The sequence below is a fragment of the Streptomyces sp. NBC_00322 genome, assembly GCF_036147535.1.
GTDB lineage: Bacteria > Actinomycetota > Actinomycetes > Streptomycetales > Streptomycetaceae > Streptomyces.
This window is the reverse complement of sequence record NZ_CP108019.1, coordinates 2,206,742-2,232,773: the sequence shown is the minus strand read 5'-3', so window position 1 is coordinate 2,232,773 and position 26,032 is coordinate 2,206,742. Positions and strand designations below refer to the sequence as shown.

The following is a 26,032-nucleotide window of genomic DNA, read 5'->3' as shown; positions in this document are numbered from 1 at the left end:
TTCTCTGTCACCCGCTCATGCGTCCGCGTCGGCCGTTCGGGCTACGCCCGCCGGAGAGCGTGCCCAGGGCCTGTCCGGCCGATCTTGCCGGGCTCGCTTGCCCTGGCACGCTCCCCCACAGCCTTCGGCGTGGGAGGGGCCCCCACCCCCGTAGCCCTTCGGGCACGGGAGGTGCCCCCACGCTGCGTTGTCGTCAGTCGCCTACGCTCCGCGTGGGCTCTCCCCCTGCCTTCGGCGGGGGGACCCCCATCCTCCGGCCTGCGATGCTCCCCCGTAGCCCTTCGGGCACGGGAGCATCGCCAGACCCGCTCCCTGATCCGGCCTGATCGACCGGACAGGCCCTGGGTCCTGTCCTGGTCACGCCGGGCGCCGCAGCACCGTGAGGCTCCGCCCCACCAGCCGCACCCGCTCGCCCGCCGCCACCTTCGGGCCCTCGCCCGGCGGGACGCCCTCCTTGCGTCCCGTGTCCACGACGACCTGCCACTGGCGTCCGTGGTTCACCGGCACCGCGAAATCCAGGTCGTCCCCGCTCGCGTTGAACATCAGCAGGAAGGAGTCGTCGCCGATGCGCTCGCCCCGCGGGCCCGGCTCCGAGATCGCGTGGCCGTTCAGGAACACCGACAGCGCCTTCGCGTGCGCCGCCTGCCAGTCCCGCTGGACCATCTCCTCGCCCTCCGGGGTGAACCACGCGATGTCGGTCAGCTCGTCGTGCGTCCCCTCCACCGGCCGCCCGTGGAAGAACCGCCGCCGCCGGAAGACCGGATGGTCGCGCCGCAGCCACACCATGGCCCGGGTGAAGGCGAGCAGCGTGTCCTCCTTGTCCTCGCCCGGCTCCGGCCAGCGCACCCAGGACACCTCGTTGTCCTGGCAGTAGGCGTTGTTGTTGCCGCCCTGCGTACGCGCGAACTCGTCGCCGTGGCTGAGCATCGGCACACCCTGCGACAGCATCAGCGTCGCGATGAAGTTGCGCATCTGCCGCTCGCGCAGCTCCAGCACCTCGGGGTCGTCGCTCTCGCCCTCGACCCCGCAGTTCCAGGACCGGTTGTGGCTCTCGCCGTCGCGGTTGCCCTCGCCGTTGGCCTCGTTGTGCTTGTCGTTGTACGAGACCAGATCGTGCAGCGTGAAACCGTCGTGGCAGGTGGTGAAATTGATCGAGGCCAGAGGCCGCCGGCCGTCGTCCTGGTAGAGATCGGACGAGCCGGTCAGCCGCGAAGCGAACTCCGCGAGCGTCCGCGGCTCGCCCCGCCACAGGTCCCGTACGGTGTCGCGGTACTTGCCGTTCCATTCGGTCCACAGCGGCGGGAAGTTCCCCACCTGGTAGCCGCCCTCACCCACGTCCCACGGCTCGGCGATCAGTTTCACCTGGCTGACCACCGGGTCCTGCTGCACCAGGTCGAAGAACGACGACAGCCGGTCCACCTCGTGGAACTGCCGCGCCAGCGTGGCCGCGAGGTCGAAGCGGAAGCCGTCGACATGCATCTCGGTCACCCAGTACCGCAGCGAGTCCATGATCAGCTGCAGGACATGGGGGCTGCGCATCAGCAGGGAGTTCCCGGTGCCCGTCGTGTCCGTGTAGTAGCGCGGATCCTCGGAGAGCCGGTAGTACGAGGCGTTGTCGAGGCCCCGGAAGGAGAGGGTCGGGCCCAGATGGTTGCCCTCCGCGGTGTGGTTGTAGACCACGTCGAGGATGACCTCGATGCCCGCCTGGTGCAGCGCCCGTACCGCCTGCTTGAACTCCAGCACCTGCTGGCCGCGGTCGCCCCAGGAGGCGTACGCGTTGTGCGGCGCGAAGAACCCGATGGTGTTGTAGCCCCAGTAGTTGTTCAGGTTCGCGTCCACCAGCCGGTGGTCGTTGACGAACTGGTGCACCGGCATCAATTCGAGCGTCGTGACGCCCAGTTCGGTCAGATGCGAGACGACCGACGGATGCCCGAGCCCGGCGTAGGTGCCGCGCAGCTCCGGCGGCAGCTCCGGGTGCAGCATCGTCATGCCCTTCACATGGGCCTCGTAGATCACCGTCCGGTGGTAGTCGGTACGAGGCGGCCGGTCGTCGCCCCAGTCGAAGTACGGATTGACCACGACCGATGTCATCGTGTGCGGCGCCGAGTCCAGGTCGTTGCGCGAGTCCGGCTTGCCGAAGTGGTAGCCGTAGACCGACTCGCCCCAGTCAATCGCTCCGCTTATCGCACGTGCGTACGGATCGAGGAGCAGCTTCGCGGAGTTGCAGCGCTGCCCGGTCTCGGGCGTGTACGGGCCGTGCACGCGAAATCCGTACCGCTGACCCGGCATCACGCCCGGCAGATAGGCATGCCGTACGAAAGCGTCGGCCTCGCGCAGTTCCACCGCGGTCTCCGAGCCGTCGTCGTGCAGCAGACACAGCTCGATGCGCCGTGCGGCTTCGGAGTACACCGCGAAGTTGGTGCCGGCGCCGTCGTACGTGGCACCGAGGGGATACGCCTGTCCCGGCCAGACCTGCATAGATAGACTCTTCCACTTCTGATCCGGGTGCTGGGGGGCACTTGGCCCAGATCCTCCCCGAAAGTATTGCCCGTAAGAGGCCCCCGCAGCGGTGGACGACGCGGTCAACATCGGGTTCCGTCTGTCGCCCCAGGAAGCAACCGCTATGAATCAGCTCACTCCGGCAGATCTCGCCTGGCGGAAACGGCCGGACTTGACAAGGGAGTTGGGAAAGTACAGTGCCGATCCGGCTGCACCGCGTACCACGGGCGGAGTAGTCTTCCTTGATCGTTGAAGGGCCAGAGAAGGCGGTAGTTGGGTGAGCTCGGGAGGGCTGGAGCTTCCCCCCGGTGACGCAGGTCACGAGGGGGAACCCGCCGACGTCCCGCCAGGAGCGGTCTCCCTTGCCAGACCTATGGAGATCGGGGCGGAACTGGACTGGGGCGCGGACGCCTGGAGCGAGGTCCGTACGCGCGCCCAGCGCGCCGGGCGCGCCTACATCTGGCTGAACCTCGTGGAACAGCGGCTGCGGGCGGTCGTGGCCGCGGTGCTGCGCCCGATCTACGAGCCGGTGCACGGCGACGAATGGGTGGTGGCCGCGGCGGGTCCCGCAGGGCAGGAGTGGGTGCAGCGCGCCGTCGCGGTCCGGGAGGTCTCGCGCCGCAAGGGCTATCTGCTGGACCCCGCGGACGACAATGTCCTGTCCTTTCTCACGCTCCCTCAGCTGCGGGAGCTGATGGTCCAGCACTGGCCCTGCTTCGAGCCGTACTTCGACGACCGGCGCGATGTGGAGCTGGCGCTGGACGAGCTGGAGGTGGCGCGCAACGTCGTCTCCCGCAACAGGGCGCTGAACGAAGCGGTCCTCGCCCAGGCGGAGCGCGCCTCCGCCCGCCTCCTGGAGATACTCGGCAGTGGCGCCGGTGTCCCCTCCGCCGACCGGCTCCCCGTCGACGCGGTCGAGGAGCTCGTCGGCGACCGCTACGCGGACGTGGTCTCCGTCCACCCGGACCGGGTGCGCCTGCAGCGCCAGATCCCGGCCGAAGACCTCTTCGGCGGGGCGCGTCGCCTCGACGCGATCGGCATAGGCCTGAACCTCCTCGTCCAGAACTTCTCCGGCCGTCGGCTGGTCCGGCTGGCCGAGTCGGGCTGCCGGGTGCGGCTGCTGTTCCTGAATCCCGCGAGCAGCGCGGTCAAACGACGAGAGCGCGAACTCGGCCTCAAGAAGGGTGAGTTGAGCCGTACGGTCGAGATGAACATCCTCCATATGCGCCGGGTGCGCTCCCGGCTGCGCGACCCGGGTGCCTTCGAGATCCAGGTCTTCGACGAGACCCCGCGCTTCACGGCCTACCTCGTCGACGGCGACGGTCCGGACGGCCTGGCGGTCGTTCAGTCATATCTGCGCAAGGCGCGGGGCATGGAGGCGCCGGTCCTGGTACTGCGGGGCGGCGGACGGGCGGTCGTCCGCGCCGGTCAGGACAGTGAGAACGGTCTGTTCCAGACATATCGCGAGGAGTTCGAGTCCGTGTGGGCGGACTCGCGGCCGGTTTCCTGAGTTGTCAGTGGCGCGTGGGAGGGTGAATACCCGATGGGGGAAGCCCATGGGGGATGCCTACGGGGAAGCCCATGGGGAAGCCCACGGGGGAAGCACCACCGCACCACTGAGGAGGGGGCCACGATGGCTTGGCACGGGGAACCGCTGGTCGGCTTCGACCTGGAGACAACAGGGACGGAGCCGCAGGAGGCGCGGATCGTGACGGCGGCGGTCGTCGAGGTCCGGGCGGGGGAGCCGGTACGGCAGCGGGGCTGGCTGGCGGACCCGGGGATCCGCATCCCGGCGCAGGCGTCGGCGATCCACGGCATCAGCAGCGAGCACGCGACGGCCGAGGGGCGCCCGGCGCGGGACGTCGCGGACGAGGTCGCTCAGATGCTGACGGGGTACTGGACGCAAGGGGTGCCGGTCGTCGCGTACAACGCGGCATTCGATCTGACGCTGCTGACGGCCGAGTTGCGGCGCCACGGCCTGCCTTCGCTGAGCGCCCGGCTGGACGGCCGCCCGATCGGCCCCGTGATCGACCCGTACACCATCGACCGTGCGGTCGACCGTTATCGCAAGGGCAAGCGCACGCTGGAGGCGGTCTGCGTCGAGTACGGCGTGCGGCTGGACGCGGCCCACGACGCCACGGCGGACGCGCTGGCGGCGGTCCGGGTGGCCTGCGCGATAGCGATCCGCCATGCTGCGGTGGCAGCACTGACACCGGCTCAGCTGCATGAGCGTCAGATCCAGTGGTACGCGCAATGGGCGACGGAATTCCAGCGCTTCCTGCGGGGGAAGGGCGAGCCGGACGCGGTGGTGGACGGCGCGTGGCCGCTGCGGGAGCCGGCGCGGGTGGTGGGCTGAGCCGGGGTCCTCAATCGCCGGACGGGCTGGATGTGCGGCCGGGCCGCATATCCAGCCTCGTGGGGGTCCCCCGGACGAAGTCTGGGGAGCATGATGCGGGACTAGAGCCCGACCTGACGAGCCGGCAGCCGGGGCCTCGGCCGCCGCTGGGCACCTAGGTCCTGTCGTTTGGATCTTGCCGGGTTCGCGTGCCCTGGCACGCTCCCCCACAGCCTTCGGCGTGGGAGGGGCCCCCACCCCCGTAGCCCTTCGGGCACGGGAGGTGCCCCCATGCTGCGTTGCGTCAGTCGCCGACGCTCCGCGTCGGCTCTCCCCCTGCCTTCGGCGGGGGGACCCCCATCCTCCGGCCTGCGATCGCACGCACCAGACCCCGCTCAGTGTCAGGCTGCGATGCCGAGTTCGGCGACCGTGATTGAGCGCGGAAGTCGTTGGAGACCGGGGCCTCGTCGATCAGGTGCGTGATCCGCGGATCGGCTCTGCGCCCCGCGCTGTATCCCTGGCCGAGGGTGGCGTAAGGGCCGTCGCGGTCCTCACGCGCGGCTTCCGGTGCCGTGGCTCGTGGTACGTTGCGCGATCCTCGGCTCCCACCCGATCCCCGTCTTCTCGATCACCGCGGGGACCAGCCCCTGAGGCTCGGGATTGACCCGCGCGGTGAAGTCCACCAGCTCGATGCGGTGCGGAACCAGCTCCAGCAGGTCGAAGTCGCCGCGGGTCGGCCTGTCCGGGAAGAACCGGATGCCGGGTTCGTCGTCCCACAGTTCGAGCCACCTCGCCTGGTCATCGACCAGCCGCCCGTAGAGCGTGACGTACGAGAACGCGGCGCGGTCCTCGATCGCGTAGCCGACCTCGGGAGCGCCCGCGATACCGGCGACCTCGCGTGAGCGCCGGCTGGTGCCGAAGCACACCGTCGCGTCGTCGTCGACGACGAGGTGCTGCATCAGGCGCACGTGCGGGCGCCCCGCGTGGTCGGCGCTGGCGAGAAAGCCGTGGGGGTTTCTCCTGGCCGTGCCCACCGCGAGCGCGAGCAGATCGGTGGGCTGCTGAATTTCAGGCTGCTGCGATTTGGTCATCGAAGCGGTCCTCTCCATTGCCGACGTTGCCGACGTTGCCGACGTTGCCGACGTTGCCGGCGTTTCCGTCTTATTCGTTCAGTGCGGTGTGCATGCGGGTGGTGTACGCGCGGCTGCCCCTATGCCTCAGAAGCCGGCGGTACGGCGGAAGAGTCTGAGGTCAGTGCACCGGCAGCTCTCAGACTGCCGACCATGCTCATGCCGCTCAGTACGGGCCTGCTGGCGAACTCGGTGAGGACACGCCGGTCGACTCCACACAGTGCGAGAGCAGCCGCGATCACCGGCATCATCGCGCGATCGCCACCGTCAGAGATCTTCACTCCGACCGCCCGGCCATCGGGCAGTGCCGCTACCTGGATCCCTTCGAATCCGTCCTTGGCCAACAGGCCTGGGACGGCTCTCATCAGCCGCGCCACATCCCGCCAGCTCCCGGAAGCCATCTCCGGATGGTTGCGTATGGCGTTGGAGACCGCCGCCTCTTCAGTTCCCGGGTCCGCAGAGGCAATCTGGGACACCGCTCGAGTGAGGCCTAGCAGCGAAACAGAGAAGAGCGGTGCTCCACACTCGTCGACCGTCACCCGCGCGTTGCGCTCGCCCGTCAGATCCTCCACTGCCTCGGCGATCGACTGCTGCAGTGGATGCCGGGAATCGAGGTAATCGTCGAGCGGCCAGCCCCTGGCCTGGGCCGTCACCAACATGGCTGCATGCGTGCCGGATCCGTTCTGCGCGAGCCGGGACAAGCCGCGACCACAACGGACCCACGCCTCGCGCACCGCGGGATCGCAAGGCCAGTCAGGCGCATTGCGCAGGTCGGCTTCGGCCAGCCCCGCAACAGCCAACATGCCCTGGACGCCGACGAGATGGCGCTCCTCGCCCGAGTGACTTGCCACCGCCAACGCCAGCAATTCGCCGTCCAGCGACAGCCCGGCGCGCAGCATGCCCACGACCTGGACCGGATTGAGCGCGGAGCCTGGATAGAACGCCGCCTCGGTGTCGCCGGCCTGGAAAGCTATGCCACCGTCGGCGGACAGCACGACGACCGAGCCGTAATGCACGCCCTCGACGATGTCCCCGCGCACCACATGGGCGAGCGGGACATGGCGGGGCTCACGAATGACAGCTGCCTTTCGCGGCCTGCGTTCAGGGGGGCTGGTGTCCTCTACGGGCTGAGTCACCGTCAGCCCTCGATCTCGCTGTCCGCGTCGGCCTTGTTCATCCGGCCGGTGAAACGGGGCGCGGAACCTAAGTGGTCCGCGGATTGCTCACTCACGTCTCGTCTTCGCATTCTGTTGAGGTCTCGTGCGGTCGGGCCGCACGATGCGGGCGGGTTGTCTCCACACGGGTCGAAGGTGTGGGTCATAGCACCGCCGCACCGCGCCGGCCCTGTCTGGTCCCGGACAGGTGCGTAGGGTTTCGTAGCCACGCGACCACTGTGCCGTCACTCGTCTCATTGCTCCAGTGGATGTTTTCGAGTAACAATCGTTAGAGAAAGCGACGATTCTTTGGCTGGCTTCATGTTCGATCTCCACCGACTCCGCCTTCTGCGGGAGCTCAAGCACCGGGGCACGCTCGCTGCGGTCGCCTCCGCGTTGTCATACAGCCCTTCCTCGGTCTCGCAGCAGCTCTCGTTGCTGGAGTCGGAGGTCGGGGTCCCGCTCCTTGAGCCAGTGGGCCGACGGGTGCGTCTGACCCCTCAGGCTGAGATCCTGGTCGCTCACACCGAAGCCGTGCTGGAGCGGCTGGAACAAGCCGAAGTCGACATTGCCGGCTCACTGCGCGAGTTGACCGGCACCCTGCGCATAGCGTCTTTTCAAACTGCTGCGCTGACTCTCGTCCCGACGGCACTGACGCTGCTGCGCGATGCCCACCCTCGCCTGCGCATACAGGTCACCCAGATGGAGCGTGAAGGCGCGCTGTCGGCCCTGCTCGTCCGCGATGTCGACCTGGTCATCGACGTCGAATACCCGGGTGATCCCAGCCCGCGCCCCGCCGAGCTCGAGCAGGAGGTGCTCGGCCAAGAAGCTCTGCACGTAGTCGTCCCGGGCGTAACCAAGGCAACCACGCCACAGGAGATGCTGCGCATACTGGCCGATCGCCCATGGGTCATGGAACCTGAGGGAACGGCCGCCCGCAGCTGGGCGATGACCGTGTGTCGTGGCGCCGGATTCGAACCCGACGTGCGCTACGAGTCGGCCGACCTTCTTCTCCATCTGCGGCTCGCGGAACAGGGGCATGCCGCCGCACTGCTCCCAGACCTCGTATGGCTGGGCCGGCGGCCGACCATCCCCTTGCGGCAGGATCCCTTCGGTCCGCGGATGCGCACACTTGTTACCGCCGTACGCCGCGGCAGCAGCCAACACCCCGCCATCCAGGCCGGACGACGAGCGCTCCTCAGGGCGGTTGACAAACATTTCAGCCGCGCGGCAGACGACACTCCGCCATCGTTCCCAGGGGCCGAAGATCCCGCCGCTGTCGAGAACTGATATGCGCCGAGCGGTGTTTGAGGGTGAGTGCGTCGGCGGTCGACCGCACGGGCTCTGCCGTCGTGGTCACGGATCGCCCTCGATTGCGCCGAAGCCCCTCGATCATGGAGGTGTCGCGGCGGCGGGCATGTCAGGGGCGGCGATCTCGCGGATCTGACGGGCCTCGCCCGGGGCCCGCACCGGCGTGGAACTGTCGCACAAGCCCGCCCTGGCGGGATCTCCCCGACGAACTCGGCTCGTTCCGGACTGCTTGCAATCATCGGTTTTTCTAATGATCGACGATCGAAAACGTTCGCTGGAACAATGACAGAGGCTTCGGCACAGTGGGCACGTGCTTCGAAGCCTGGGATGCCGCTCTCTTTCCGTGGCTCGGTCCGCTGCCGCCGTGTTCGCGTTCTTGAGAGATCGCCGCTCCGTCTCTGTGCCCAAATCAGCAGTCTTCGATGCCCCGGACGGCGGTGAGGCACGCACGTCCGGGCTCGCCGTGCCCAGCCGGGGTCTGACAGGCGCTCTCGAGGAGCAGCTCGCTACCTGCTTTCGTCGGTCCGCCACGGCACGCACCATGTCTCTCCCGGCCGCGGTGACGAGTGCCGAAAGCAGCAGGACAAAGGGAACAAGCAATGTACACACAGACGACGTGGCGCATTTATCCGGACCCGTCGGCCCGCCCACACGTTCCAGCCTTGGTGTCGGTGGATGAAACCCCAAGTTCGGTATTGGCTATGAGGCTGGACAAGGCCGGTCTCAGGCTCGGCGCCGCTGTGCGTTGGGGAAGCGAATCAGCCTGCGCCTCCATGCTGGAACGAAGACCGGCGATGATCCTGCTCGACGCGCACTCGACGGAGGCTGACGGGCTGGTCGGACTCGTCCGGGCGGCGTCCCTTATCGCCCCCGTTGCCATCTTGCGGCACGAAGGGCGGGATGCCCTCGCCGCGTTCTCTGCCGGGGCAGTCAATGTTCTCGACCGGCAGGCACCGGCTGCTGAACTCGCCTGGCGCATCCGTGCCAACCTGAGACGCTGCCCGCCAGTACCGTCGCCCCCTGCGTACCCCCAGCGCACCGCAAGCCAGAGACTGCTGTTTCACGTGATGGCTCAGGCCCAAGGGCCTGTCTGCTGTCACTATCTGAGACTGCTCCTGGGAACTCCCAGCCTTCCCCTGACACTGCGGGCACTCAGGGCCCGCATCCAACGGCTGTTGCCCCACTTCGCTGACCACGGACTGGCACTTGTCGTGGATGGACAGTGGGGACGGGTGACCTACCAGACCCGCAGCGCAGACGCTCCGGCCACGGGCGAACGCCCTTAGGAGGTTGGGGCGATGGGCGGCGGGGGCGGCGGGCATGGTGGCGGGGGCGCCGACGGAGGACGGCTGGGCTGCCGGGGCCGGAGCCGTGATGGGGCCGGGGGCGGCGGAGTTGGTGGCGGGGGCGGAGGCGGCTCGGTCGCCGGCAGCAGTGGCCCACCCGCGCGCAACCGGGCAATGGTCAGCTCGTTACGGCGGCGTGCTTGCGGGGCGTCGTCGCGCTCGTAGTCGACCCGGACTCCGGCGAGGCCGAGGTTATGGACGGCGAGCAGCCGGTAGCCGAGCGCGTGGGCGATCTCTTCGATCCGGCGCCGCTTCGAGGCTGTGGCATTGCCGGGCAGCAGTTCGACGCGGCCACGGCCGTCGAAGCGCGCACGTATCTCGTCGTCCTTCACCTGACTCCACTCTCGGGAAAGATCGGCAGCCACCCGGCCGCTCCGGTCAGGCGTCACCACCGGAGCGTCCTCATCAGTCGGGCTGCGACCAGACACTACCGGGGCCGGGTCGGCCCCTGAGGTGCACTCGAACCGTTCACGCCCGCGACGGCTGAGTCAGGCACCGCCCCGCGCTTGCCGCGGCCGGCCGCATGCGCCGCACTCAGCGACGCGCCCCGCCCTTTGCGCCACTCGGCCACGCCGCGGAATGCCGTACACGGCAACGAATGGCCAGTGGGCGCCAACGCGATGACCGGCTTGCCCGTCAGGCGGCGTTCGGGGCTTTGAAAGTAGGTCTGGCGCGGAGTGCGGCCTCCGGTCAGGGGCGGCGGGCCGCAAGGACGCAGAACTCGTTCCCCTCTGGGTCGGCAAGTGTGACCCAGCTCTCGTCGCCGGTTTGGCCGACGTCGGCGTGTCGAGCACCTAGGCCGAGCAGGCGACGGACCTCTTCGTCTTGCTCCCTGTCGGCGGGGTTGACGTCGATGTGGAGCCTGTTCTTGACGGTCTTGCCCTCGGGCACCTGCGCGAATGTCAACGTCGGTGGCACTGGGCCAATTTGGTTCTTGCCTTCAGGCGTCACAGGAGGGCCGATTGTGACAATTACGTCGTCTTCGTCTTGCACCTCGTAGTCAAGGACCGAGCACCAGAACCGGGCGAGACCGTTGGGATCGGCACAGTCGATCGCAAGCTCGGTGAACTTGCTGGTCATGTCAGGACCTTCCAGTCACATAGCGGGTCCGCCGAAGGCCACACGCTCATCGCAGTGTTCGACGGCGAGGTGAGCCGCGCGTGGTGTGCGTGCGTCGAGGGCCTGGTGGGGTCGCAGAGCATTGTAGGTGTGGCAGAACAGGTTGACTTCGACGACGAAAGCGTTGCCGTCGCCGATGCGGGTGCTTCACCGATCACGTGGTCGTCGGCGTCGACGACGTCCATCACGCCGCGGTCGGCACGGAGGTCGTAGAGCGTCAGCTGGTCCCGTACGGCTTCGTCACCCGCGTAAGCCACGAACAGCATGTCCGGAACCTCAAAACGCGTACCAGCGGACGCCTTCCGCTCCCTCCCGCAGCGACGCCACCCGCCTCGCGAACTCCTCCCGCGCCCTCGGGTTCGTCGGCGCGTGCTGCGCCACCCACGCGCAGCTCGCCGTTTCCCGCGCGCCCCGCAGCACCCCGCATCCGTCCCACTCGCGCACATCCCACCCGTACGCCCTCGTGAACGACTCGTACGCCTTTGGCGCCAGCCCGTACCGGTCGAGTGCCAATGCCATGACCACCAGGTCGTGTTCGCGCAGGTCCTGCGCGAAGGTCTCGAGGTCCACCACGACCGGCCCGTCCGGGCCCACGTGGACATTGCGGGGGAGCGCGTCGCCGTGGATCGGGCCGGGCTGCAGGTGGGGCGTCAGCTCGGACGCCGCCTCCGCGAAACCGTCGCGGCGTTCGCGCAGATACGCCGCGTCCGCCGGGTCGATCGCGTCCCCCGCCAGCCGTAGCCACCGCTCGACACCGCCCAGCACATCCCGCCGCGGAAGCGAGAAGGCGGGCGACGGCAGGGCGTGAATCAGCCGCAGCAGCCCTGCCAGGTCCGCCGGCTCCGCCTCCCGTACCGGGTCCGGCAGCCGGTGCCAGACCGTGACCGGATGACCTTCCACCAGGCGCGGCTTCGGCTCTGCCGGGCGGACGGCGGGGATGCCGGACTCCTCCAGCCAGGCGCCGACGGCCAGTTCACGTTCCGCACGTGCCAGCAGCTCCGCGTCGCGGCCGATCTTGACGACCACCTCGCCCGCCCCGAACACCGCGTTCTCGCCGAGCGCCAGCAGCGTGGCGTCGGCGGGCAGTCCGGCGGCCGCCAGTACGGCGCGTGCCCGTGTCTCGTTCATGGCGACAAAGTTTCACATCCTCGCAGCTTGGGTTGACGAACCGACGGACCGTCAGCACGATGACAGCGCCTAGGTCCTGTCCGGTCGATCAGGCCGGATCAGGGAGCGGGTCTGGCGATGGGGGCACCTCCCGTGCCCGAAGGGCTACGGGGGAGCATCGCAAGGCGGAGGAAGGAGCCCACGCGGAGCGTAGGCGACTGACGACAACGCAGCGAGGTGCCGTGCCAGGGCACGCGAGCCCGGCAAGATCGGCCGGACAGGCCCTAGGGGGGTGGCGAATCCGTGACATTGGCGAGCACTGCGCCGCGGTCCAAGAGGCAGTCCGGAAGGTGGTCGCCCGGAAAGCCGCGGCCGGGAAAGCAACTCGACCACGGTGCTTGGTTCCTCGTACTGCCTGCCCTCATCCCGATCCTCGTGCTGAGCGTCGGCCCTCTCCTCTACGGCATCTCGCTCGCCTTCACCGACTCCCAGGCCGGCCGCACCGAGCCCACCGAGTGGGTCGGCACGCTCAACTTCCAGGACCTGATCCACGACACACTCTTCTGGGACTCGTTCAGGATCGGCCTGCTCTGGGCGGCCGGCGTCACCGTCCCCCAGTTCGCGCTCGCCCTCGGCCTCGCCCTCCTGCTCAACCAGAACCTCCGCTTCCGCTGGCTGGCCCGCGCACTCGCGATCATTCCCTGGGCCATGCCCGAAGTCGTCGTCGGCATCATGTGGCGGCTCGTCTACAACCCCGACGCCGGAATTCTGAACGAGACGATCCGCGATCTCGGCCTCGGCGACGGGCGGGACTGGCTCACCGGACTGGCCACCGCCCTGCCTGCCGTGATCGTCGTCGGGATCTGGGCGGGCATGCCGCAGACCACCGTCGCGCTCCTCGCGGGCCTGCAGAACACCCCGTTCGAACTCCACGAGGCCGCCGCCCTCGACGGCGCGGGCGCCTGGCGCCGGTTCCGCACGGTCACCTGGCCCGCCCTAAGGCCCGTCGCCCTCGCCATCACCGCGCTCAATTTCATCTGGAACTTCAACTCGTTCGCCCTGGTCTATGTGCTCACCAACGGCGGACCCGGCGGACGCACCCGCCTGCCCATGCTCTTCGCCTACGAAGAAGCCTTCCGCTACGGCCAGTTCGGCTACGCCGCGGCCATGGGCTGCGTCATGGTGGCGGTGATCTCGGTGTTGCTCGCCCTGTATCTCGTAGGACGGCTCAAGGGAGGCGATGAGCAGTGACGGCGCTGCGCACGAGCAGATCGGGCCGCACCGGCCAGTACCTCGCGCTCCTGTGCTACCTCGTCTTCCTCGCGTTCCCCTTCCTGTGGCTGATCTCCACCGCATTCAAACCGCCACGCGAACTCGGTTCCCTGCACCCCACCTGGATCCCCGAAGACCCCACCCTCGACAACTTCCGCCAGGCCTTCGACGAACAGCCCCTGCTCCGGGCCGCGGGCAACAGCCTCGTCGCGGCCATCGCCGCCGCGCTCATCGCCGTCGTGATCGCGACACCCATGGCGTATGTCATGGCCCGCAACCGCACCAAGCTCTCGACCGCCGCCACCGGCTGGGTCGTGGTCAGCCAGGCGTTCCCGTTCGTCCTGGTGATCATTCCGCTGTTCCTGATCCTCAAGAACCTGCATCTGATCAACACCCTTTTCGGTCTGATCACGGTGTACGTGGTGTGGTCGCTGCCGTTCGCGCTCTGGATGCTGGTCGGCTACGTACGGGCCGTGCCGCGCGAGCTGGAGGAGGCCGCGGCCGTCGACGGCGCGGGCAGGGCACGCACGCTCGTCTCGGTCACCGCGCCGCTGCTCGCGCCCGGCATCGTCGCGACCGCGCTGTTCGCGTTCATCACCGCGTGGAACGAGTTCTTCTTCGCGCTCGTCCTGCTCAAGACCCCGGAGAAACAGACCTTGCCGGTTGTCCTCACCCACTTCCTCGGCGCGGAGGGGGTCGCCGACCTCGGGCCGCTCGCCGCGGCCGCGTTCCTCGCGACGATCCCCTCGCTGGTCATCTTCGCCATCATCCAGAAGCGGATCACGGGCGGGATGCTCGCAGGGGCGGTGAAGTCCTGATGCGCGTACGGATGCTGACGGCGGCGGCCGCCGCGCTCACTGTTGTGCTGAGCGGATGCTCGGGCGGCGGAGCCGGTAACACCGACGGGAGGATCACGCTGCGCTTCCAGTCGCTGGCCTGGCAGAAGGAGTCCGTCGACGCCAACAAGGAGCTGGTGAAGGAGTGGAACGCGAGCCATCCCGGCATCCAGGTCCAGTACGTCCAGGGCAGCTGGGACAGCGTCCATGACCAGCTGCTGACCTCCTTCGAAGGCGGCGAGGCGCCGGACGTCATCCATGACGCGTCCGACGACCTCGCCGACTTCGCGTACGGCGGCTGTCTCGCCGATCTCAGCGAGCTGCTGCCCCAGCGCCTCAGGTCCGACATCCCGCACCGCAGTTGGGAGACGACGACCTTCGGCAAGGGGATCTACGGCGTCCCCTTCCTCCAGGAGCCACGCGTCCTGATCGCCAACAAGAAGATCCTCGACGCGTCCGGGGTCCGTCTCCCGACGGATCAGCGGCCCTGGAGCTGGGAGGAGTTCCGGGAGGTCACCAAGACGTTGACGGCCAAGATGGGGAAGGGGAAGTACGGCATCGCCTGGCCGCTCAAGGAACCGGTGTCCGTCACCCTCAACCTGGGGCTTTCGGCAGGCGGGCGGCTGTTCCACCGTGGGGACGACGGCAAGGTCACCGTCGAATTCACGGACGGCGACGCGGTGGTGCCCGGCACCATCGACGCCCAGGTCAACACCGACAAGAGCGCATCGCGCACCACGCTGGGCTCAGGCGGCTCGGACACGCTGCCCGGATTCTTCGGCGGCAAGTACGCCATGGTCCCGCTGGGCTTCTCGTACCGGCAGCAGATCGTGCAGCAGGCACCCAAGGGCTTCGAGTGGACGGTGCTGCCCGCGCCCGCCGGACCCGAGGGCCCGGCCCAGGGAGTGAGCCCGCAGACGCTCTCGGTCGCCGAGGACAGTCCGTACAAGAAGGAGGCGGCGCAGTTCATCGACTTCATGCTGCGGCCGCGGAACATGGTGCGTCTGGCGAAGGGCGACTGGATGCTGCCGACCGGCACCGAGGCGCTCGCCGACCCGGCGCTGCACACCGCGAAGGACGGCTGGGCGACGGGCGCGGCGCTCGCGCGTGATCTGCGGTCGGCGCCCGCGCAGTCGGTGCGTGGCTATCCGGAGTGGAAGGACAAGGTGGCGACGCCTGCGCTGCAGGAGTACTACAGCGGCGCGATCGGCACCGGCGAGCTGAGGAGACGGCTGGTCAGGGACGGAAATCTGGTGCTGGCCCGCTACCAGCGGTAGGCGGGGCGCGGCGCCTGCGGCGGGGCTGTTCCCCACCCCGCCCCTTCCCGAACTGGGGCTCCGCCCCAGACCCCGCGCCTCAAACTCCCCCAGACTTCGTCCGGGGGGACCCCACGAGGCTGGATGTGCGGCTCGGCCGCACATTCAGCCCGTCCGGCGATTGAGGACACGCCCGAAGGGGCGTATGGGGGCCGGAGGCGGAGCCCCCAACTGGGGTCTGGGGGCTTGCCCCCAGTTCAGGGAAGGGGCGGGGTGGGGGAAGAGCCTCAGACCCGCACCGGCGTCCGGCGGCCGTCGTCATCGTGGCCCGGGACCGCCTGGCTCGGCACAAGCACCGGCTCGTCGTGGGTCAGGTCCGGAAGCCACCGCAGCCACTTCGGGAAGTACCAGTTGCGCTCGCCCAGCAGCGCCATGATCGCCGGAAGCAGCACCCCCCGGATGACCGTCGCGTCGATCAGCACCGCCGCCGCGAGGCCGACGCCCATCTGCTTCATCGACTGCATCGACAGCGTGCCGAAGATCGCGAACACCGCGACCATGATGACCGCCGCGCTCGTGACCACGCCCGCCGTCGTCACCACGCCGTGCGTGATCGCCTCCCGTGTCCCGCGCCCCGCCAGCTTCGCCTCGCGGATCCGCGACACCACGAACACGTGGTAGTCCATCGAGAGTCCGAACAGGATGACGAAGAGGAACAGCGGCAGCCACGTGATGATGGCGCCCACGCCCTCCGCGCCGACCAGCGACGCTCCCCAGCCATGCTGGAAGACCGCGGTGAGGATGCCGTACGCCGCGCCCACCGACAGCAGGTTGAGCACGATCGAGGTGATCGCGATCGTCAGCGACCGGAACGACAGCAGCATCAGGATGAAGGCGAACACCACCACAAAGGCGAAGACGGGTGTCACGGCCCCGGAGAGCTGGTCGTTGAAGTCCTTCGACCCCGCGACCTGACCGGTGATCGGCGCCTGGAGCCCGTCGATCTTGCCGAGTGTCGCCGGACGAACCTCCTTGCGCAGGATGTCCAGGCTCTTCTCCGCCTTGTCCTGGTCGGAGCCGCCCACCAGCGGTACGTATACAAATGCGATGCCCTGCGCGTCGTGCCGGACCACTTCGATGGGCCCCCGGGACGCGCCCGAACTCACGGCCTGCTTACGGAAGTCGTCGATTCCCTGCTTCACCGGCCCCGCGTTGATGTCGTCCGCCTTGACGACGACCACCGCCGGGTCCGCACCGCCCGGGAACGCCTCATTGACCCGCCCGTAGGTCGCCACGATCGGCACCGAGTCGCCGAACTCCTGGTCCAGCGTGAGGTTCTGCGTCTTCATGCCGAGAGCGGGCAGTGCGATGGCTACCAGCGCTCCCGCGGCCACCACCAGCGACACCAAGGGACGCTTCAGAACGCTGCCGAGGACCCGGGTCCACACGCGGCTGCCGCTGTCGGTGCCGTTCTCGCCGCGCTTCCTGCGGTTCAGGAAGGGGATGCGCCCCTTCTCCACCCGCTCGCCGAGCAGCGAAAGCAGCGCCGGCAGCACCGTTACCGAGCCGACCATCGCCACGGCCACCACGATCAGCGAGGCCAGGCCCATCGACTCGAACGTGCCGATGCCGGTGAAGAGCATGCCGGCCATCGCCACGCACACCGTCACACCGGAGACGATGACGGCTCGGCCACTGGTCGCCGCGGCGATCTGCATCGCGGTGTGCGCGTCGTGTCCCGCGGCCCGCTCCTCGCGCTCGCGCCGCAGATAGAACAGGCAGTAGTCGACGCCGACCGCCAGACCCACCAGCAGCATCACGGAGCTCGCGCTGTCGCTCATCGGCTGGAAGTGGCTGACGACGCCCATCAGCCCCGTCGTCGCCATGATCGCGGTGATGGCCAGACCTACCGGCAGCAGTGCGGCCACCAGGGCGCCGAAGGCGATCAGCAGAATGCCGAGCGCGACCGGTACCGCCGAGAGCTCCGCCTGCTGGAAGTCGTCGCCGAACGCGTCGTCGAAGGTCTTTCGCATACTGGCGCCGCCGATCTCCTCGATCCGCAGCTCCTTGTGCTTGTCCTGGACCGTGGCAACAGCCTTGAGTACCGGCTCGATCCGGTCACCCGCCGTCTCGGGGTCCCCGCGCACATCGAACTGGACGAGCGCGCTGCGTCCGTCCTTCGAGATGCTCTTGGTGTCGTACGGAGATGTCACCGCGGTGACGGCACCCGTGTCGCCGACCGCCTTGACCACCTCGTCGACGGCCTTGCGGAATCCCGCGTCGGTGGCTTTCACCGAGCCGTTGCGCGCTTGGACGAGCACCGTCTCGCCGGCCGGTTCCTCGACACCCGCCTTCGCTGTGATCTTCGCGGCCTGGGTGGTTTCACCCTTCAGCTGTTCGTCGTCCTTGAGCTTGACGGTCCCCACAGCCGAACCGGCCACCATGGCGAGCAGGACGAAAAGCACCCAGATCCCCACGGCGGCCCAGCGGTGCTGAGCGCTCCAGCCGCCTGCCCGCGCGGCGACTCCGCGCGGACCCCCTCCTGCGTTTCCCATGACAGCCCTGCCCCCTCAAGCGTGACGTCGGCGCGGCGCCGTCGTCTCCGCTTCGAAACTAAGGGCAGAATCAAGCCTTCTCCTCCTGCTCGTCGGTGACCCCGCACGGTGGTCTCTCCTCCTTTCGGAGTGCTCGGGTCCCCGACAAGGAGGATGGAAGCCCCTTACATGTAATGGGGTTGGGGGCAAAGTCCGACTTGTACGGCGCTGGCCGATTCCTTATTACGAAACCTTGTTGACTAAGTCACAGCTGTATGAAGGTCTTGATCTGAGCCCGTCAATCGGTCAGGGTTTCGAGTCGGCCCCCGGAATTTTTTCGTCCGCGGGCCGATCCCCCCACAAAAACTGAATTGACGAGGAGTTCCCTCTTCATGGCAACTCACAAGCGCGCGAGCAGGATCAAGCTCACCGCGGCCATAACTGCCGTGGCTGCCGCAGCCGGAGTGACCGTACTCGGCACGTCCTTCGCGGGAGCCGCGACTCCCGCCGAGGGCACCGTCTTCGGCGCGAACGCCGAAGGCGCCGTCGCCGGCAGCTACATCGTGATGCTGGACAAGAAGGCCGACAAGCAGGACCTGGCCAAGGAGTACGGCGGCGAGCTGCAGCGCAACTACAGCTCCGCCATCAACGGCTTCTCCGCCAGCGGCCTTTCGGAGACCGAGGCCAAGCGCCTCGCCGCCGACCCGGCCGTCGCCAAGGTCGTCCAGAACAAGAAGTTCTCGATCAACGCGACTCAGGACAACCCGCCGTCCTGGGGCCTGGACCGCATCGACCAGGCCGACACCGCCGGCGACAAGAAGTACACCTACCCGGACAGCGCCGGCGAAGGTGTGACGGCGTACGTCATCGACACCGGAGTCCGCATCACGCACAAGGACTTCGGCGGCCGCGCCGCGCACGGCTTCGACGCCGTCGACAACGACGACTCCGCCGACGACGGCAACGGCCACGGCACCCATGTCGCCGGCACCATCGCCGGCGCCACTTACGGTGTCGCCAAGAAGGCGAAGGTCGTCGCCGTCCGTGTCCTCGACAACAATGGCTCCGGTACGACGGAGCAGGTCGTCGCGGGTATCGACTGGGTCACCAAGAACCACAAGGGCCCGTCCGTCGCCAACATGAGCCTCGGCGGCGGTGCCGACGAGGCGCTCGACGAGGCCGTCCGCAAGGCGATCGCCTCCGGCGTCACCTTCGCGGTCGCGGCGGGCAACGAGTCCGCGGACGCGAGCCAGGGCTCCCCGGCGCGCGTCAAGGAGGCCATCACCGTCGCCTCCTCCACCAAGGAGGACGCGCAGTCGGAGTTCTCCAACTTCGGTGAGATCGTGGACATCTACGCCCCGGGCTCGGACATCACCTCGGCGTGGAACGACAGCGACGAGGGCACCAAGACCATCTCCGGCACCTCCATGGCGACCCCGCACGTCGTCGGCGCCGCGGCGGTCTACCTCGGCGCCCACCAGGACGCGACCCCGGAGCAGGTGGCCAAGGCGCTGACCGACGGTGCCACGGCCGACAAGATCACCAACCCCAGCGCGGGCACGCCCAACAAGCTGCTGAAGGTCGTCGAGTAACCGACGGACAGCGACGCTGAGCCGGCGGTCGCCGTGCCCTCCCCCACGGGGCGCGGCGGCCGCCTTATGGTGTGCCCATGACCACGAGGTATGCGGCACTCCTGCGCGGGATCAATGTGGGCGGGCACAAGAAGGTCCCGATGGCCGAACTCCGTGAACTGCTCACGGAACTGGGCCACGGAAACGTCGCCACGTATCTGCAGAGCGGCAACGCATTCTTCAGCAGCGCGTCGGACGACGAGCAGGCGCTTGCCACGGCGCTGGAGCGTGCCATCCACCAGCGCTTCGGCTTCGGCGTCGACTGCCTGGTGCGCAGCGGCCCCTATCTACAGGCCGTGGCCGACGACTGCCCCTTCCCGGCCGATGAGCTGGAGGGCAAGCAACTGCACGTCACCTACTTCTCGGAGCCCGTCGGACCCGAGCGGCTCGCGTCGATCGACACTGCGGCGTTCTTGCCGGAGGAGTTCCGGCTCGGGGACCGGGTGCTGTATCTGTACGCGCCGAACGGCCTCGGCCGCTCCAAGCTGGCCGAAGCGCTCGGGAAACCCCGCCTGTTCAAGGGCATCGTCGCCACCAGCCGTAACTGGAACACCGTCGTCAAACTGGCGGAGCTGACCCGTGAGTGACCCCACGGAGGCGGTGAACGCCGCCATGGAGGCGGAGTTCCGCCTGCATCTGACCTTCGACACGGAGACGGGAGCGCATCGCGCCCACCGCAGCTCGCTGTGGCGGCTGACCGGCGAGGGCCGGCTGCTCTACTTCCACCAGGGCACGCGGTGCGGCGGCGACGGAGCGCCGTCCGGCCTGCCCCGGTGACCCAGGTTCATGGAACCGGGCCGAGGGCTAGGGTCGACGAAATGGCCCAGCGAATCAGGCACTGAGTGGCCCGGAGTCCGGGGCCATTCTCTGCCTACGCTGAGGCCATGAACGCCACGAGCACCGAGGCAACCAAGACCGTCGTAGACTTCTGGTTCGACCCCGCCTGCCCCTTCGCCTGGATCACCTCCCGGTGGATCCTCGAGGTCGAGAAGGAACGGGACATCGAGCTGAGCTTCCGGCCGATGAGTCTGTATCTCCACAACGATGGCAATGAACTGCCCCAGTGGTACCGCGAGTTGGTCGACAAGTCCATCGGCCCGGTACGGGTCGCGGTGGCCGCGGCCGAGCAGCACGGTGCCGGAATACTGCGCGCGCTCTACACCGCCTACGGCACCCGTATCCACGAGCAGGACAACAAGGACTTCGACAAGGTCGTCGCCGAGTCGCTGGCCGAGCTCGGCCTGCCGGCGACACTCGCCGACGCCGCGTACGACGAGACGTACGACGATGCCGTACGCCGCAGCCATGACGCGGGCAGGGACCCCGCCGTCGAGGCCTATGTCGGCACGCCCACCATCCATGTCGACGGCACGGTCTGGTTCGGGCCGGTTCTCAACTCCATCCCGCGCGGCGAGCAGGCGGCCCGGCTCTTCGACAGCTTCCGGGTGATCGCCGGGTACCCGGACTTCTTCGAGCTGAAGCGCACCCGCACCGGGAGCCTGAACTTCGGCTGACGGCGGTGTCGCGTTCCTTCAAGACCGGCCGGAAGCGGCGGGCATAGCTTCACGGGCATGAACAGCATCCACACGCACCTCACCACCTGTGCCGCCGAAGCCGCCCGCGTCGCCGGCCTGGTCACCGCCGAGCAGCTGTCGGCCCCGTCCGTCTGCGAGGACTGGGAGGTCCGGGAGCTCGTCAACCACCTCGTTCTGTACACCTCCCACGGCCTGGAGCACCGCGCTCTGCGCAAGCAGCTCCCCGAGGAACTCACCAAGCGCGACTTCACGGCGACCGACGACTGGGCCGAGCGGTACGCGGCCCAGCTGGACCGTGCTCTCGCCGCCTGGTCCGATCCGGCGGCCTGGGAAGGCGATGTGGACCTCGGCTTCATGACGATGCCCGCCTCCGAGATCGCCTCGCTCCTCGTCAAGGAGCTCGCGGTCCACGGCTGGGACCTGGCCCGCTCCATCGGCCAGGATTTCGAAATCGCCCACGAGGCGGGCCAGTTCGTGCTCAGGGTGGTCGAGGAGCACGCCGAGGTCTACCGCCAGTACGACGGCTTCGCCGAGCCGGTCCCGGTCGCGGACGACTTTTCCGCCTTCGAGCGGGCGCTGGCGACGAGCGGGCGCGACCCGCGGGCCTGAAGGTCGCCCCGGCCGCCAATGCCCCACCACTGTCGCGCCCGCCGTCACGCCGGGCGGGCGCGGCGGCGTGTGCAGTCCCTCACACCGCGGAGGCCGCATGGTGCCTTTTGCCCGTTATGAGAAGGAAATGACTTCAGCGGGTCGACGGTCCGTTTCGTGCGGTGACGGCCCCTTTGAACTGACGCTTCCTCGGTTCGAAGGCCCTTGATAGACACGACGGGTTCGGCCACCGACCCGGCGAGAGAAGCACCGCATGATCCACGACCAGACTCCGGATCACCATGAGTTCGAGATCGACCTGACCGTCGACGAGGCCAGGCGCCGCGCCGCGGTGCTCGAGGCCATCGGAGACGACTGGGACCCGGTGGCCGTGCTGGAGGGTGAGCAGGAGGCGTACCGCCTGCTGTACTCGAACCTGGACCCGCAGCAGCAGGAGACCTACGACCGGCTCGTGTCGGCCGGCGTCCTTCCGGGACGGGAGGGCGAGGGCCATGCTGCCGCTTGATCCGACGGCCGATGCCGGGCGCCGGGCATGGGTGCCGTGCCCGGGATGCGCCGACCACCGGGACTGCGCCGTCTGCCTGGCGGGGCGCACCTGCAGCGACCACTGGCGCTATCTGCTGTCCAACAAGGGCAGCCTGCTGCATCTGCAGTGCTCAAACTGCGCCCATCTGTGGGCTCATGAGACCGGATTCGGCGCCGGATCACGCGGGGCGTGCCCGTCGTAGCGCTCCAGGACGGACCCGTAGGTCGGGGTGATCACCCCGTAAAGGCGAGCGAGGCGCGGGCAGGCGCCCGTGCCTCCTCGTAGCGCTCCAGCAGCAGCTCCGCCAGCTCCGGGGCCGGACCCAGGACATCAGCCAGCACGTCCGCCTCCCGCGCACCCGCGGCGATGCGGTCCGGGAGGCGGCCCGGGGCGATGACATACGGCGCCACCGCCACGCGCTCGCAGCCCTCGTCGCGCAGCGCCCGCACCGCGTCCTCGGTGCGGGGAAGAGATGCGGAGGCGAACGCAGGCCGCACGGCGCACCAACCGGTGTGCCGCAGCTCCCGCGCTACATCTGCGATCACTGCGATCGCCTCCGGGTCTGTGGAGCCCGCCGAGGCCAGTACCAGGCCCGTCGAGCGCTTGTGGGACGCGTCGAGCCCGGCCTCGTACAGCCGCCGTTCGAGGGCGGACAGCAGCAGAGGGGACGGGCCGAGGACATCGGCCTGGTGGATGCTCAGGCGTGATGGGGCCTTGCGCAGTACGGCGGGGATGTCGGCCTTCGCGTGGAAGGCGCGGGTCAGCAGCAGCGGCAGCGCCACCACATCCCGTACACCCTCGGCCGCAAGACGCTCCAGCACCCTCGGTACGGACGGCGCGTTGAAGTCCAGGAAGCCCGTCTCCACGCGCAGCCCCGGCCGCAGCGACCGGGCACGCTCCACCAGGGCATGCACGGTCGCGGCGTGCCGCGGATCGCGGCTGCCGTGGGCGATGACGAGGAGGACGGGACCGGGCATGAGGTGGCTCAGTTCTTGACGAGGAGGCCGCGGCTGCGCAGCACCCACCGCTCCAGCGGGCTGAAGATCAGCAGGTCGATGGCGATACCGACGATCAGGATGAGCAGGATGGCGAGGAAGACGCCCGGCATGTCGGAGTTGTTGCGGCCGTTCTCGAGCAACTGCCCTAGTCCCAGGCCCAGATCGGGGGAGGAGGCGATGATCTCCGCCGCCATCAGCGAGCGCCAGGAGAAGGCCCAGCCCTGCTTCAGGCCCGCGAGATAGCCGGGAAGTGCCGCAGGCATCACGATGTGCCAGGTGCCCTTGAGCCCGGTCGCGCCAAGGGTGCGGCCGGCCCGCAGATAGAGCGGCGACACCTGGTCGACGCCCGACACCAGGCCGTTGGCGATCGAGGGCACGGCGCCCAGCAGGATCACCGCGTACATCATCGAGTTGTTCAGCCCGAGCCAGATGACGGCCGGCGGCACCCAGGCCACGGACGGCAGCGACTGCAGACCCGACAGGATCGGACCGATCGCGGCCCGGACGAACTTCACCCGGGCGACCAGCAGCCCCAGCGGCGTACCGATGGCGAGCGCCAGCAGGAAGCCGAGCAGACCGCGCGAGACGCTGGTCCAGACGACCTCGAGCAGCGTGCCCTGGAGCCACATGTCGGACACGCTGTCCCACACCGCGGACGGCGCGGGCAGGCTTCCCTCCTCGGTGACCTTGGTGGCCACCAGGACCTGCCAGACGACGAGGACCAGAGCGACGGCGGTCAGCGGCGGCAGGATCTTCTTGACCAGCACCTCGCGCACGGGCGTACGGCGCACCTGCACCGCGTCGAGTGCGTCGAGTCCGGCTTCGAGTCCGGCCAGATCGTCGGTCTTGCCGACGGCCTTGGTCTCAGTGCTGGCCATGACGGCGGATCTCCCCACGCAGTTCTTCGGTGATCTCGACGGACAGTTCCGCCACGGCGGCGTCCTCGATCCGGCGCGGCTGCTCGATGTCCACGGTCCACTCGCGGGCGATCCGGCCCGGGCGCGAGGACAGCAGCACCACACGCTGGGCCAGCCGCACCGCCTCACGGACGTTGTGCGTGACGAAGAGGACCGAGACGTTCGTCTCGCGCCAGATCCGGGTCAGCTCGTCGTGCAGAACGTCCCGGGTGATGGCGTCCAGCGCGGCGAACGGCTCGTCCATCAGCAGCAGTTGGCTGTCCTGAGCCAGGGCCCGGGCCATGGCGACGCGCTGCCGCATACCGCCGGACAGCTCGTGCACCCGCTTGCCGTACGCGCCCTGGAGCCGTACGAGTTCCAGCAGCCGCTGTGCCTCGGCGCGCCGCTCGGTCTTGGGGACACCGCGAAGCCGCAGCGCCAGTTCGATGTTCTTGCCCGCGGTCAGCCACGGGAACAGGGCATGCTCCTGGAACATCAGGGCGGGCCGCCCGCCGGGGGTCGCGATGGACCCCGCGGTCGGACGGTCGAGCCCTGCCACCAGATTGAGCAGCGTCGACTTTCCGCACCCGGAGGCTCCCAGGAGGGTGACGAACTCGCCGGGAGCGACATCGAGGGTGATGTCGTCCAGGACGAGCTGCTGCCCGGACGGTCCGGCGAAGGACTTCGAGACATGCTCGAGACGGGCGGCGTGCTCGACCGTCACGCGGTCCTCGGCCTTGGCGATCGCTGTGGCCATGGTCGTCACCTCCTGGGAACTCGGTCGGATGCGGGGTTGCCTGCGGGCTTACTTGACGCCGAGCGAGGCGTCGGCGACCTCGGGCTTGCCCTCGGCCTTGAGGATCTTGTTGAGCAGTGTCAGGTCGTAGATGCCGGCCAGGTCGGGCTCCTTCAGCAGGCCCGCCTTCACCGCGTGGTCCGCCTCGGTCCGGAGCGTGGCGGCCAGCGGGTCGTCGGTGAACTGGATCGACTTCCACGCCGGGTCGATCACCTCGGGCGCGAGCGCCTTGCCGGTGAGCTCCTTGAGCTTGGCGTTCGCGGACGCCTTCGCCTTGTCCGGGTTGGCGCTGATCCACGCGTTGGTCTTCACCGAACCGCGCAGCACCGCCTCGACGACGTCCGGGTGATCCTTGAGGAACTTCTGCGACACGATGATGTTCGTGATCACGAACTTCTTGTCGGGCCACAGCGTCGACTCGTCGAGCAGCACCTTGGCACCCTCGCTGACCAGCTTGGACGCCGTCGGCTCCGGCACCCAGGCGCCGTCGATGGAACCGGACTTGTAGGCGTCGGGGGCCACCTTGTTCTCCGTACGGACGACTGAGACGTCACCCTTGCCGCTCTGGGCGTCGACCTTCCAGCCCTTCTCGGCGATCCAGTTCAGGAACGCGACGTCCTGGGTGTTGCCGAGCTGAGGCGTGGCGATCTTCTTGCCCTTGACGTCGTCCAGGGTCTTGATCTTGTCCGGGTTGACGACGAGCTTCACACCGCCGGAGGCCGAGCCGCCGATGATGCGCAGGTTCTTGCCCTTGGACTTGGTGTAGCCGTTGATGGACGGCGAGGGGCCGATGAAGCCGATGTCGATGGAACCCGCGTTCAGCGCCTCGATCTCGGAGGGACCGGCGTTGAAGGTGGTCGAGGCGAGCCTGGTGCCGCCCAGCTCCTTCTGGATCAGACCCTCCTGGTCGCCGACCAGCGCCGTGGCGTGCGTGAGGTTCTGGAAGTAGCCGACCTTGACGGTGTCGGCGGAGAGCTTCTCGCCCTTGGCGGCGGGAGCGACCTTGTCGTCCTTCTTCGCCTCGGAACCGTAGCCGCAGGCGGTGAGGGCCACAGCGAGCAGCGGCAGAGCGGCGGCGGCCGCGATGCTGCGGCGCAGGGTCGTACGGGTGGCAGGCACGGGAGGGTTTCCTCTCGGAGGCC

At 68.6% G+C, this 26,032-nt stretch carries 24 protein-coding genes and 1 pseudogene; 13 read left to right on the top strand and 12 right to left on the bottom strand.

The window, feature by feature from the left end:
- Nucleotides 1-357: 357 nt before the first annotated feature.
- Entirely contained in the window at nucleotides 358-2,478 is a 2,121-nt protein-coding gene (gene glgX / locus OG905_RS10110; RefSeq protein ID WP_328667396.1) for a glycogen debranching protein GlgX, read from the bottom strand.
- 298 nt (nucleotides 2,479-2,776) lie between these two features.
- Between glgX and OG905_RS10105 the strand changes: the two genes are divergently transcribed.
- Both OG905_RS10105 and OG905_RS10100 read left to right on the top strand, forming a co-directional pair.
- On the top strand, nucleotides 2,777-4,009 hold the full coding sequence (locus tag OG905_RS10105; protein ID WP_328667395.1) for an SAV2148 family HEPN domain-containing protein: 1,233 nt from the start codon (nucleotides 2,777-2,779) through the stop codon (nucleotides 4,007-4,009).
- Between the two features lie 123 nt (nucleotides 4,010-4,132).
- Complete coding sequence (locus tag OG905_RS10100; RefSeq protein WP_328667394.1) at nucleotides 4,133-4,855, top strand: 3'-5' exonuclease; 723 nt, start codon at nucleotides 4,133-4,135, stop codon at nucleotides 4,853-4,855.
- 530 nt (nucleotides 4,856-5,385) lie between these two features.
- On the opposite strand, the gene OG905_RS10095 is transcribed toward OG905_RS10100, so the two are convergent.
- Nucleotides 5,386-5,925 (bottom strand): pyridoxamine 5'-phosphate oxidase family protein, encoded by a 540-nt coding sequence (locus tag OG905_RS10095; RefSeq protein ID WP_328667393.1) that lies wholly within the window; start codon nucleotides 5,923-5,925, stop codon nucleotides 5,386-5,388.
- Between the two features lie 119 nt (nucleotides 5,926-6,044).
- Nucleotides 6,045-7,100, bottom strand: coding sequence for an asparaginase (locus tag OG905_RS10090; protein WP_443043919.1), 1,056 nt, complete (start codon nucleotides 7,098-7,100; stop codon nucleotides 6,045-6,047).
- Nucleotides 7,101-7,439: 339 nt separating this feature from the next.
- Here OG905_RS10090 and OG905_RS10085 point away from each other — a divergent pair, with 339 nt between their 5' ends.
- A complete protein-coding gene (locus OG905_RS10085) occupies nucleotides 7,440-8,408 on the top strand; it encodes a LysR substrate-binding domain-containing protein (protein ID WP_328667392.1) in 969 nt (322 codons plus the stop codon).
- Nucleotides 8,409-9,711: 1,303 nt separating this feature from the next.
- Here the strand turns inward: OG905_RS10085 and OG905_RS10080 are convergent.
- The 4 genes from OG905_RS10080 to OG905_RS10065 form a co-directional block, all read right to left on the bottom strand.
- Nucleotides 9,712-10,164: a hypothetical protein gene (locus OG905_RS10080; RefSeq protein ID WP_328667391.1), complete on the bottom strand. Its 453-nt coding sequence runs from the start codon at nucleotides 10,162-10,164 to the stop codon at nucleotides 9,712-9,714.
- Between the two features lie 301 nt (nucleotides 10,165-10,465).
- Nucleotides 10,466-10,855, bottom strand: a complete 390-nt coding sequence (locus OG905_RS10075) for a VOC family protein (RefSeq protein ID WP_328667390.1) — start codon at nucleotides 10,853-10,855, stop codon at nucleotides 10,466-10,468.
- Complete coding sequence (locus OG905_RS10070) at nucleotides 10,852-11,160, bottom strand: hypothetical protein (RefSeq protein ID WP_328667389.1); 309 nt, start codon at nucleotides 11,158-11,160, stop codon at nucleotides 10,852-10,854. Before OG905_RS10070 ends, OG905_RS10075 begins: the two co-directional genes overlap by 4 nt.
- Nucleotides 11,161-11,170: 10 nt before the next feature.
- Nucleotides 11,171-12,022 (bottom strand): phosphotransferase enzyme family protein, encoded by an 852-nt coding sequence (locus OG905_RS10065; protein ID WP_328667388.1) that lies wholly within the window; start codon nucleotides 12,020-12,022, stop codon nucleotides 11,171-11,173.
- A 282-nt stretch (nucleotides 12,023-12,304) separates the two neighbouring features.
- On the opposite strand from OG905_RS10065, the gene OG905_RS10060 reads away from it, so the two are divergent.
- Genes OG905_RS10060 through OG905_RS10050 form a run of 3 tightly spaced genes read left to right on the top strand, consistent with a single transcriptional unit; the run spans nucleotide 12,305 to nucleotide 15,386 of the window.
- Entirely contained in the window at nucleotides 12,305-13,252 is a 948-nt protein-coding gene (locus OG905_RS10060; protein ID WP_443043918.1) for a carbohydrate ABC transporter permease, read from the top strand.
- Nucleotides 13,249-14,091, top strand: a complete 843-nt coding sequence (locus tag OG905_RS10055; protein ID WP_328667387.1) for a carbohydrate ABC transporter permease — start codon at nucleotides 13,249-13,251, stop codon at nucleotides 14,089-14,091. The genes OG905_RS10060 and OG905_RS10055 overlap by 4 nt, the downstream gene beginning before the upstream one ends.
- Complete coding sequence (locus tag OG905_RS10050) at nucleotides 14,091-15,386, top strand: ABC transporter substrate-binding protein (RefSeq protein WP_328667386.1); 1,296 nt, start codon at nucleotides 14,091-14,093, stop codon at nucleotides 15,384-15,386. Before OG905_RS10055 ends, OG905_RS10050 begins: the two co-directional genes overlap by 1 nt.
- Nucleotides 15,387-15,652: 266 nt before the next feature.
- Here the strand turns inward: OG905_RS10050 and OG905_RS10045 are convergent, their stop codons facing one another.
- Nucleotides 15,653-17,920 carry an MMPL family transporter gene (locus OG905_RS10045; RefSeq protein ID WP_328667385.1) on the bottom strand — a complete coding sequence of 756 codons (2,268 nt, stop codon included), beginning with the start codon at nucleotides 17,918-17,920 and terminating at the stop codon, nucleotides 15,653-15,655.
- 371 nt (nucleotides 17,921-18,291) lie between these two features.
- Between OG905_RS10045 and OG905_RS10040 the strand changes: the two genes are divergently transcribed.
- From OG905_RS10040 to OG905_RS10010, 7 genes and pseudogenes are all read left to right on the top strand, one after another.
- Nucleotides 18,292-19,491 (top strand): S8 family peptidase, encoded by a 1,200-nt coding sequence (locus OG905_RS10040; protein ID WP_328667384.1) that lies wholly within the window; start codon nucleotides 18,292-18,294, stop codon nucleotides 19,489-19,491.
- 77 nt (nucleotides 19,492-19,568) lie between these two features.
- Nucleotides 19,569-20,117 (top strand): DUF1697 domain-containing protein, encoded by a 549-nt coding sequence (locus tag OG905_RS10035; RefSeq protein ID WP_328667383.1) that lies wholly within the window; start codon nucleotides 19,569-19,571, stop codon nucleotides 20,115-20,117.
- Nucleotides 20,118-20,160: 43 nt separating this feature from the next.
- A pseudogene (locus OG905_RS10030) lies at nucleotides 20,161-20,307 on the top strand (DUF4440 domain-containing protein); the annotation flags it as partial.
- Between the two features lie 107 nt (nucleotides 20,308-20,414).
- The gene (locus OG905_RS10025; protein ID WP_328667382.1) at nucleotides 20,415-21,044 is read left to right on the top strand and encodes a mycothiol-dependent nitroreductase Rv2466c family protein; all 630 of its coding nucleotides are present in this window, start codon (nucleotides 20,415-20,417) and stop codon (nucleotides 21,042-21,044) included.
- A 57-nt stretch (nucleotides 21,045-21,101) separates the two neighbouring features.
- Nucleotides 21,102-21,674, top strand: coding sequence for a TIGR03086 family metal-binding protein (locus tag OG905_RS10020; protein WP_328667381.1), 573 nt, complete (start codon nucleotides 21,102-21,104; stop codon nucleotides 21,672-21,674).
- Nucleotides 21,675-21,927: 253 nt separating this feature from the next.
- A complete protein-coding gene (locus tag OG905_RS10015) occupies nucleotides 21,928-22,179 on the top strand; it encodes a DUF6400 family protein (RefSeq protein WP_328667380.1) in 252 nt (83 codons plus the stop codon).
- Nucleotides 22,166-22,402 (top strand): hypothetical protein, encoded by a 237-nt coding sequence (locus OG905_RS10010; RefSeq protein ID WP_328667379.1) that lies wholly within the window; start codon nucleotides 22,166-22,168, stop codon nucleotides 22,400-22,402. Before OG905_RS10015 ends, OG905_RS10010 begins: the two co-directional genes overlap by 14 nt.
- A gap of 31 nt (nucleotides 22,403-22,433) precedes the next feature.
- Here OG905_RS10010 and OG905_RS10005 read toward each other — a convergent pair whose 3' ends face one another.
- Genes OG905_RS10005 through OG905_RS09990 form a run of 4 tightly spaced genes read right to left on the bottom strand, consistent with a single transcriptional unit; the run spans nucleotide 22,434 to nucleotide 26,009 of the window.
- On the bottom strand, nucleotides 22,434-23,177 hold the full coding sequence (locus OG905_RS10005) for a sirohydrochlorin chelatase (RefSeq protein WP_328667378.1): 744 nt from the start codon (nucleotides 23,175-23,177) through the stop codon (nucleotides 22,434-22,436).
- Nucleotides 23,178-23,185: 8 nt separating this feature from the next.
- On the bottom strand, nucleotides 23,186-24,076 hold the full coding sequence (locus OG905_RS10000) for an ABC transporter permease (protein ID WP_328667377.1): 891 nt from the start codon (nucleotides 24,074-24,076) through the stop codon (nucleotides 23,186-23,188).
- Nucleotides 24,063-24,851 carry an ABC transporter ATP-binding protein gene (locus OG905_RS09995; protein ID WP_328667376.1) on the bottom strand — a complete coding sequence of 263 codons (789 nt, stop codon included), beginning with the start codon at nucleotides 24,849-24,851 and terminating at the stop codon, nucleotides 24,063-24,065. The genes OG905_RS10000 and OG905_RS09995 overlap by 14 nt, the downstream gene beginning before the upstream one ends.
- A gap of 48 nt (nucleotides 24,852-24,899) precedes the next feature.
- Nucleotides 24,900-26,009, bottom strand: a complete 1,110-nt coding sequence (locus tag OG905_RS09990; RefSeq protein WP_328667375.1) for an aliphatic sulfonate ABC transporter substrate-binding protein — start codon at nucleotides 26,007-26,009, stop codon at nucleotides 24,900-24,902.
- Nucleotides 26,010-26,032: the final 23 nt, after the last annotated feature.

Excerpts from the sequence above, each read along its gene's own strand:
- glgX (WP_328667396.1), bottom strand. The coding sequence starts at position 2,478 with ATGCAGGTCTGGCCGGGACAGGCGTATCCCCTCGGTGCCACGTACGAC.
- OG905_RS10100 (WP_328667394.1), top strand. The coding sequence starts at position 4,133 with ATGGCTTGGCACGGGGAACCGCTGGTCGGCTTCGACCTGGAGACAACA.
- OG905_RS10095 (WP_328667393.1), bottom strand. The coding sequence starts at position 5,925 with ATGACCAAATCGCAGCAGCCTGAAATTCAGCAGCCCACCGATCTGCTC.
- OG905_RS10085 (WP_328667392.1), top strand. The coding sequence starts at position 7,440 with ATGTTCGATCTCCACCGACTCCGCCTTCTGCGGGAGCTCAAGCACCGG.
- OG905_RS10075 (WP_328667390.1), bottom strand. The coding sequence starts at position 10,855 with ATGACCAGCAAGTTCACCGAGCTTGCGATCGACTGTGCCGATCCCAAC.
- OG905_RS10070 (WP_328667389.1), bottom strand. The coding sequence starts at position 11,160 with ATGCTGTTCGTGGCTTACGCGGGTGACGAAGCCGTACGGGACCAGCTG.
- OG905_RS10065 (WP_328667388.1), bottom strand. The coding sequence starts at position 12,022 with ATGAACGAGACACGGGCACGCGCCGTACTGGCGGCCGCCGGACTGCCC.
- OG905_RS10050 (WP_328667386.1), top strand. The coding sequence starts at position 14,091 with ATGCGCGTACGGATGCTGACGGCGGCGGCCGCCGCGCTCACTGTTGTG.
- OG905_RS10045 (WP_328667385.1), bottom strand. The coding sequence starts at position 17,920 with ATGGGAAACGCAGGAGGGGGTCCGCGCGGAGTCGCCGCGCGGGCAGGC.
- OG905_RS10040 (WP_328667384.1), top strand. The coding sequence starts at position 18,292 with ATGGCAACTCACAAGCGCGCGAGCAGGATCAAGCTCACCGCGGCCATA.
- OG905_RS10035 (WP_328667383.1), top strand. The coding sequence starts at position 19,569 with ATGACCACGAGGTATGCGGCACTCCTGCGCGGGATCAATGTGGGCGGG.
- OG905_RS10025 (WP_328667382.1), top strand. The coding sequence starts at position 20,415 with ATGAACGCCACGAGCACCGAGGCAACCAAGACCGTCGTAGACTTCTGG.
- OG905_RS10020 (WP_328667381.1), top strand. The coding sequence starts at position 21,102 with ATGAACAGCATCCACACGCACCTCACCACCTGTGCCGCCGAAGCCGCC.
- OG905_RS10015 (WP_328667380.1), top strand. The coding sequence starts at position 21,928 with ATGATCCACGACCAGACTCCGGATCACCATGAGTTCGAGATCGACCTG.
- OG905_RS10010 (WP_328667379.1), top strand. The coding sequence starts at position 22,166 with ATGCTGCCGCTTGATCCGACGGCCGATGCCGGGCGCCGGGCATGGGTG.
- OG905_RS10005 (WP_328667378.1), bottom strand. The coding sequence starts at position 23,177 with ATGCCCGGTCCCGTCCTCCTCGTCATCGCCCACGGCAGCCGCGATCCG.
- OG905_RS10000 (WP_328667377.1), bottom strand. The coding sequence starts at position 24,076 with ATGGCCAGCACTGAGACCAAGGCCGTCGGCAAGACCGACGATCTGGCC.
- OG905_RS09995 (WP_328667376.1), bottom strand. The coding sequence starts at position 24,851 with ATGGCCACAGCGATCGCCAAGGCCGAGGACCGCGTGACGGTCGAGCAC.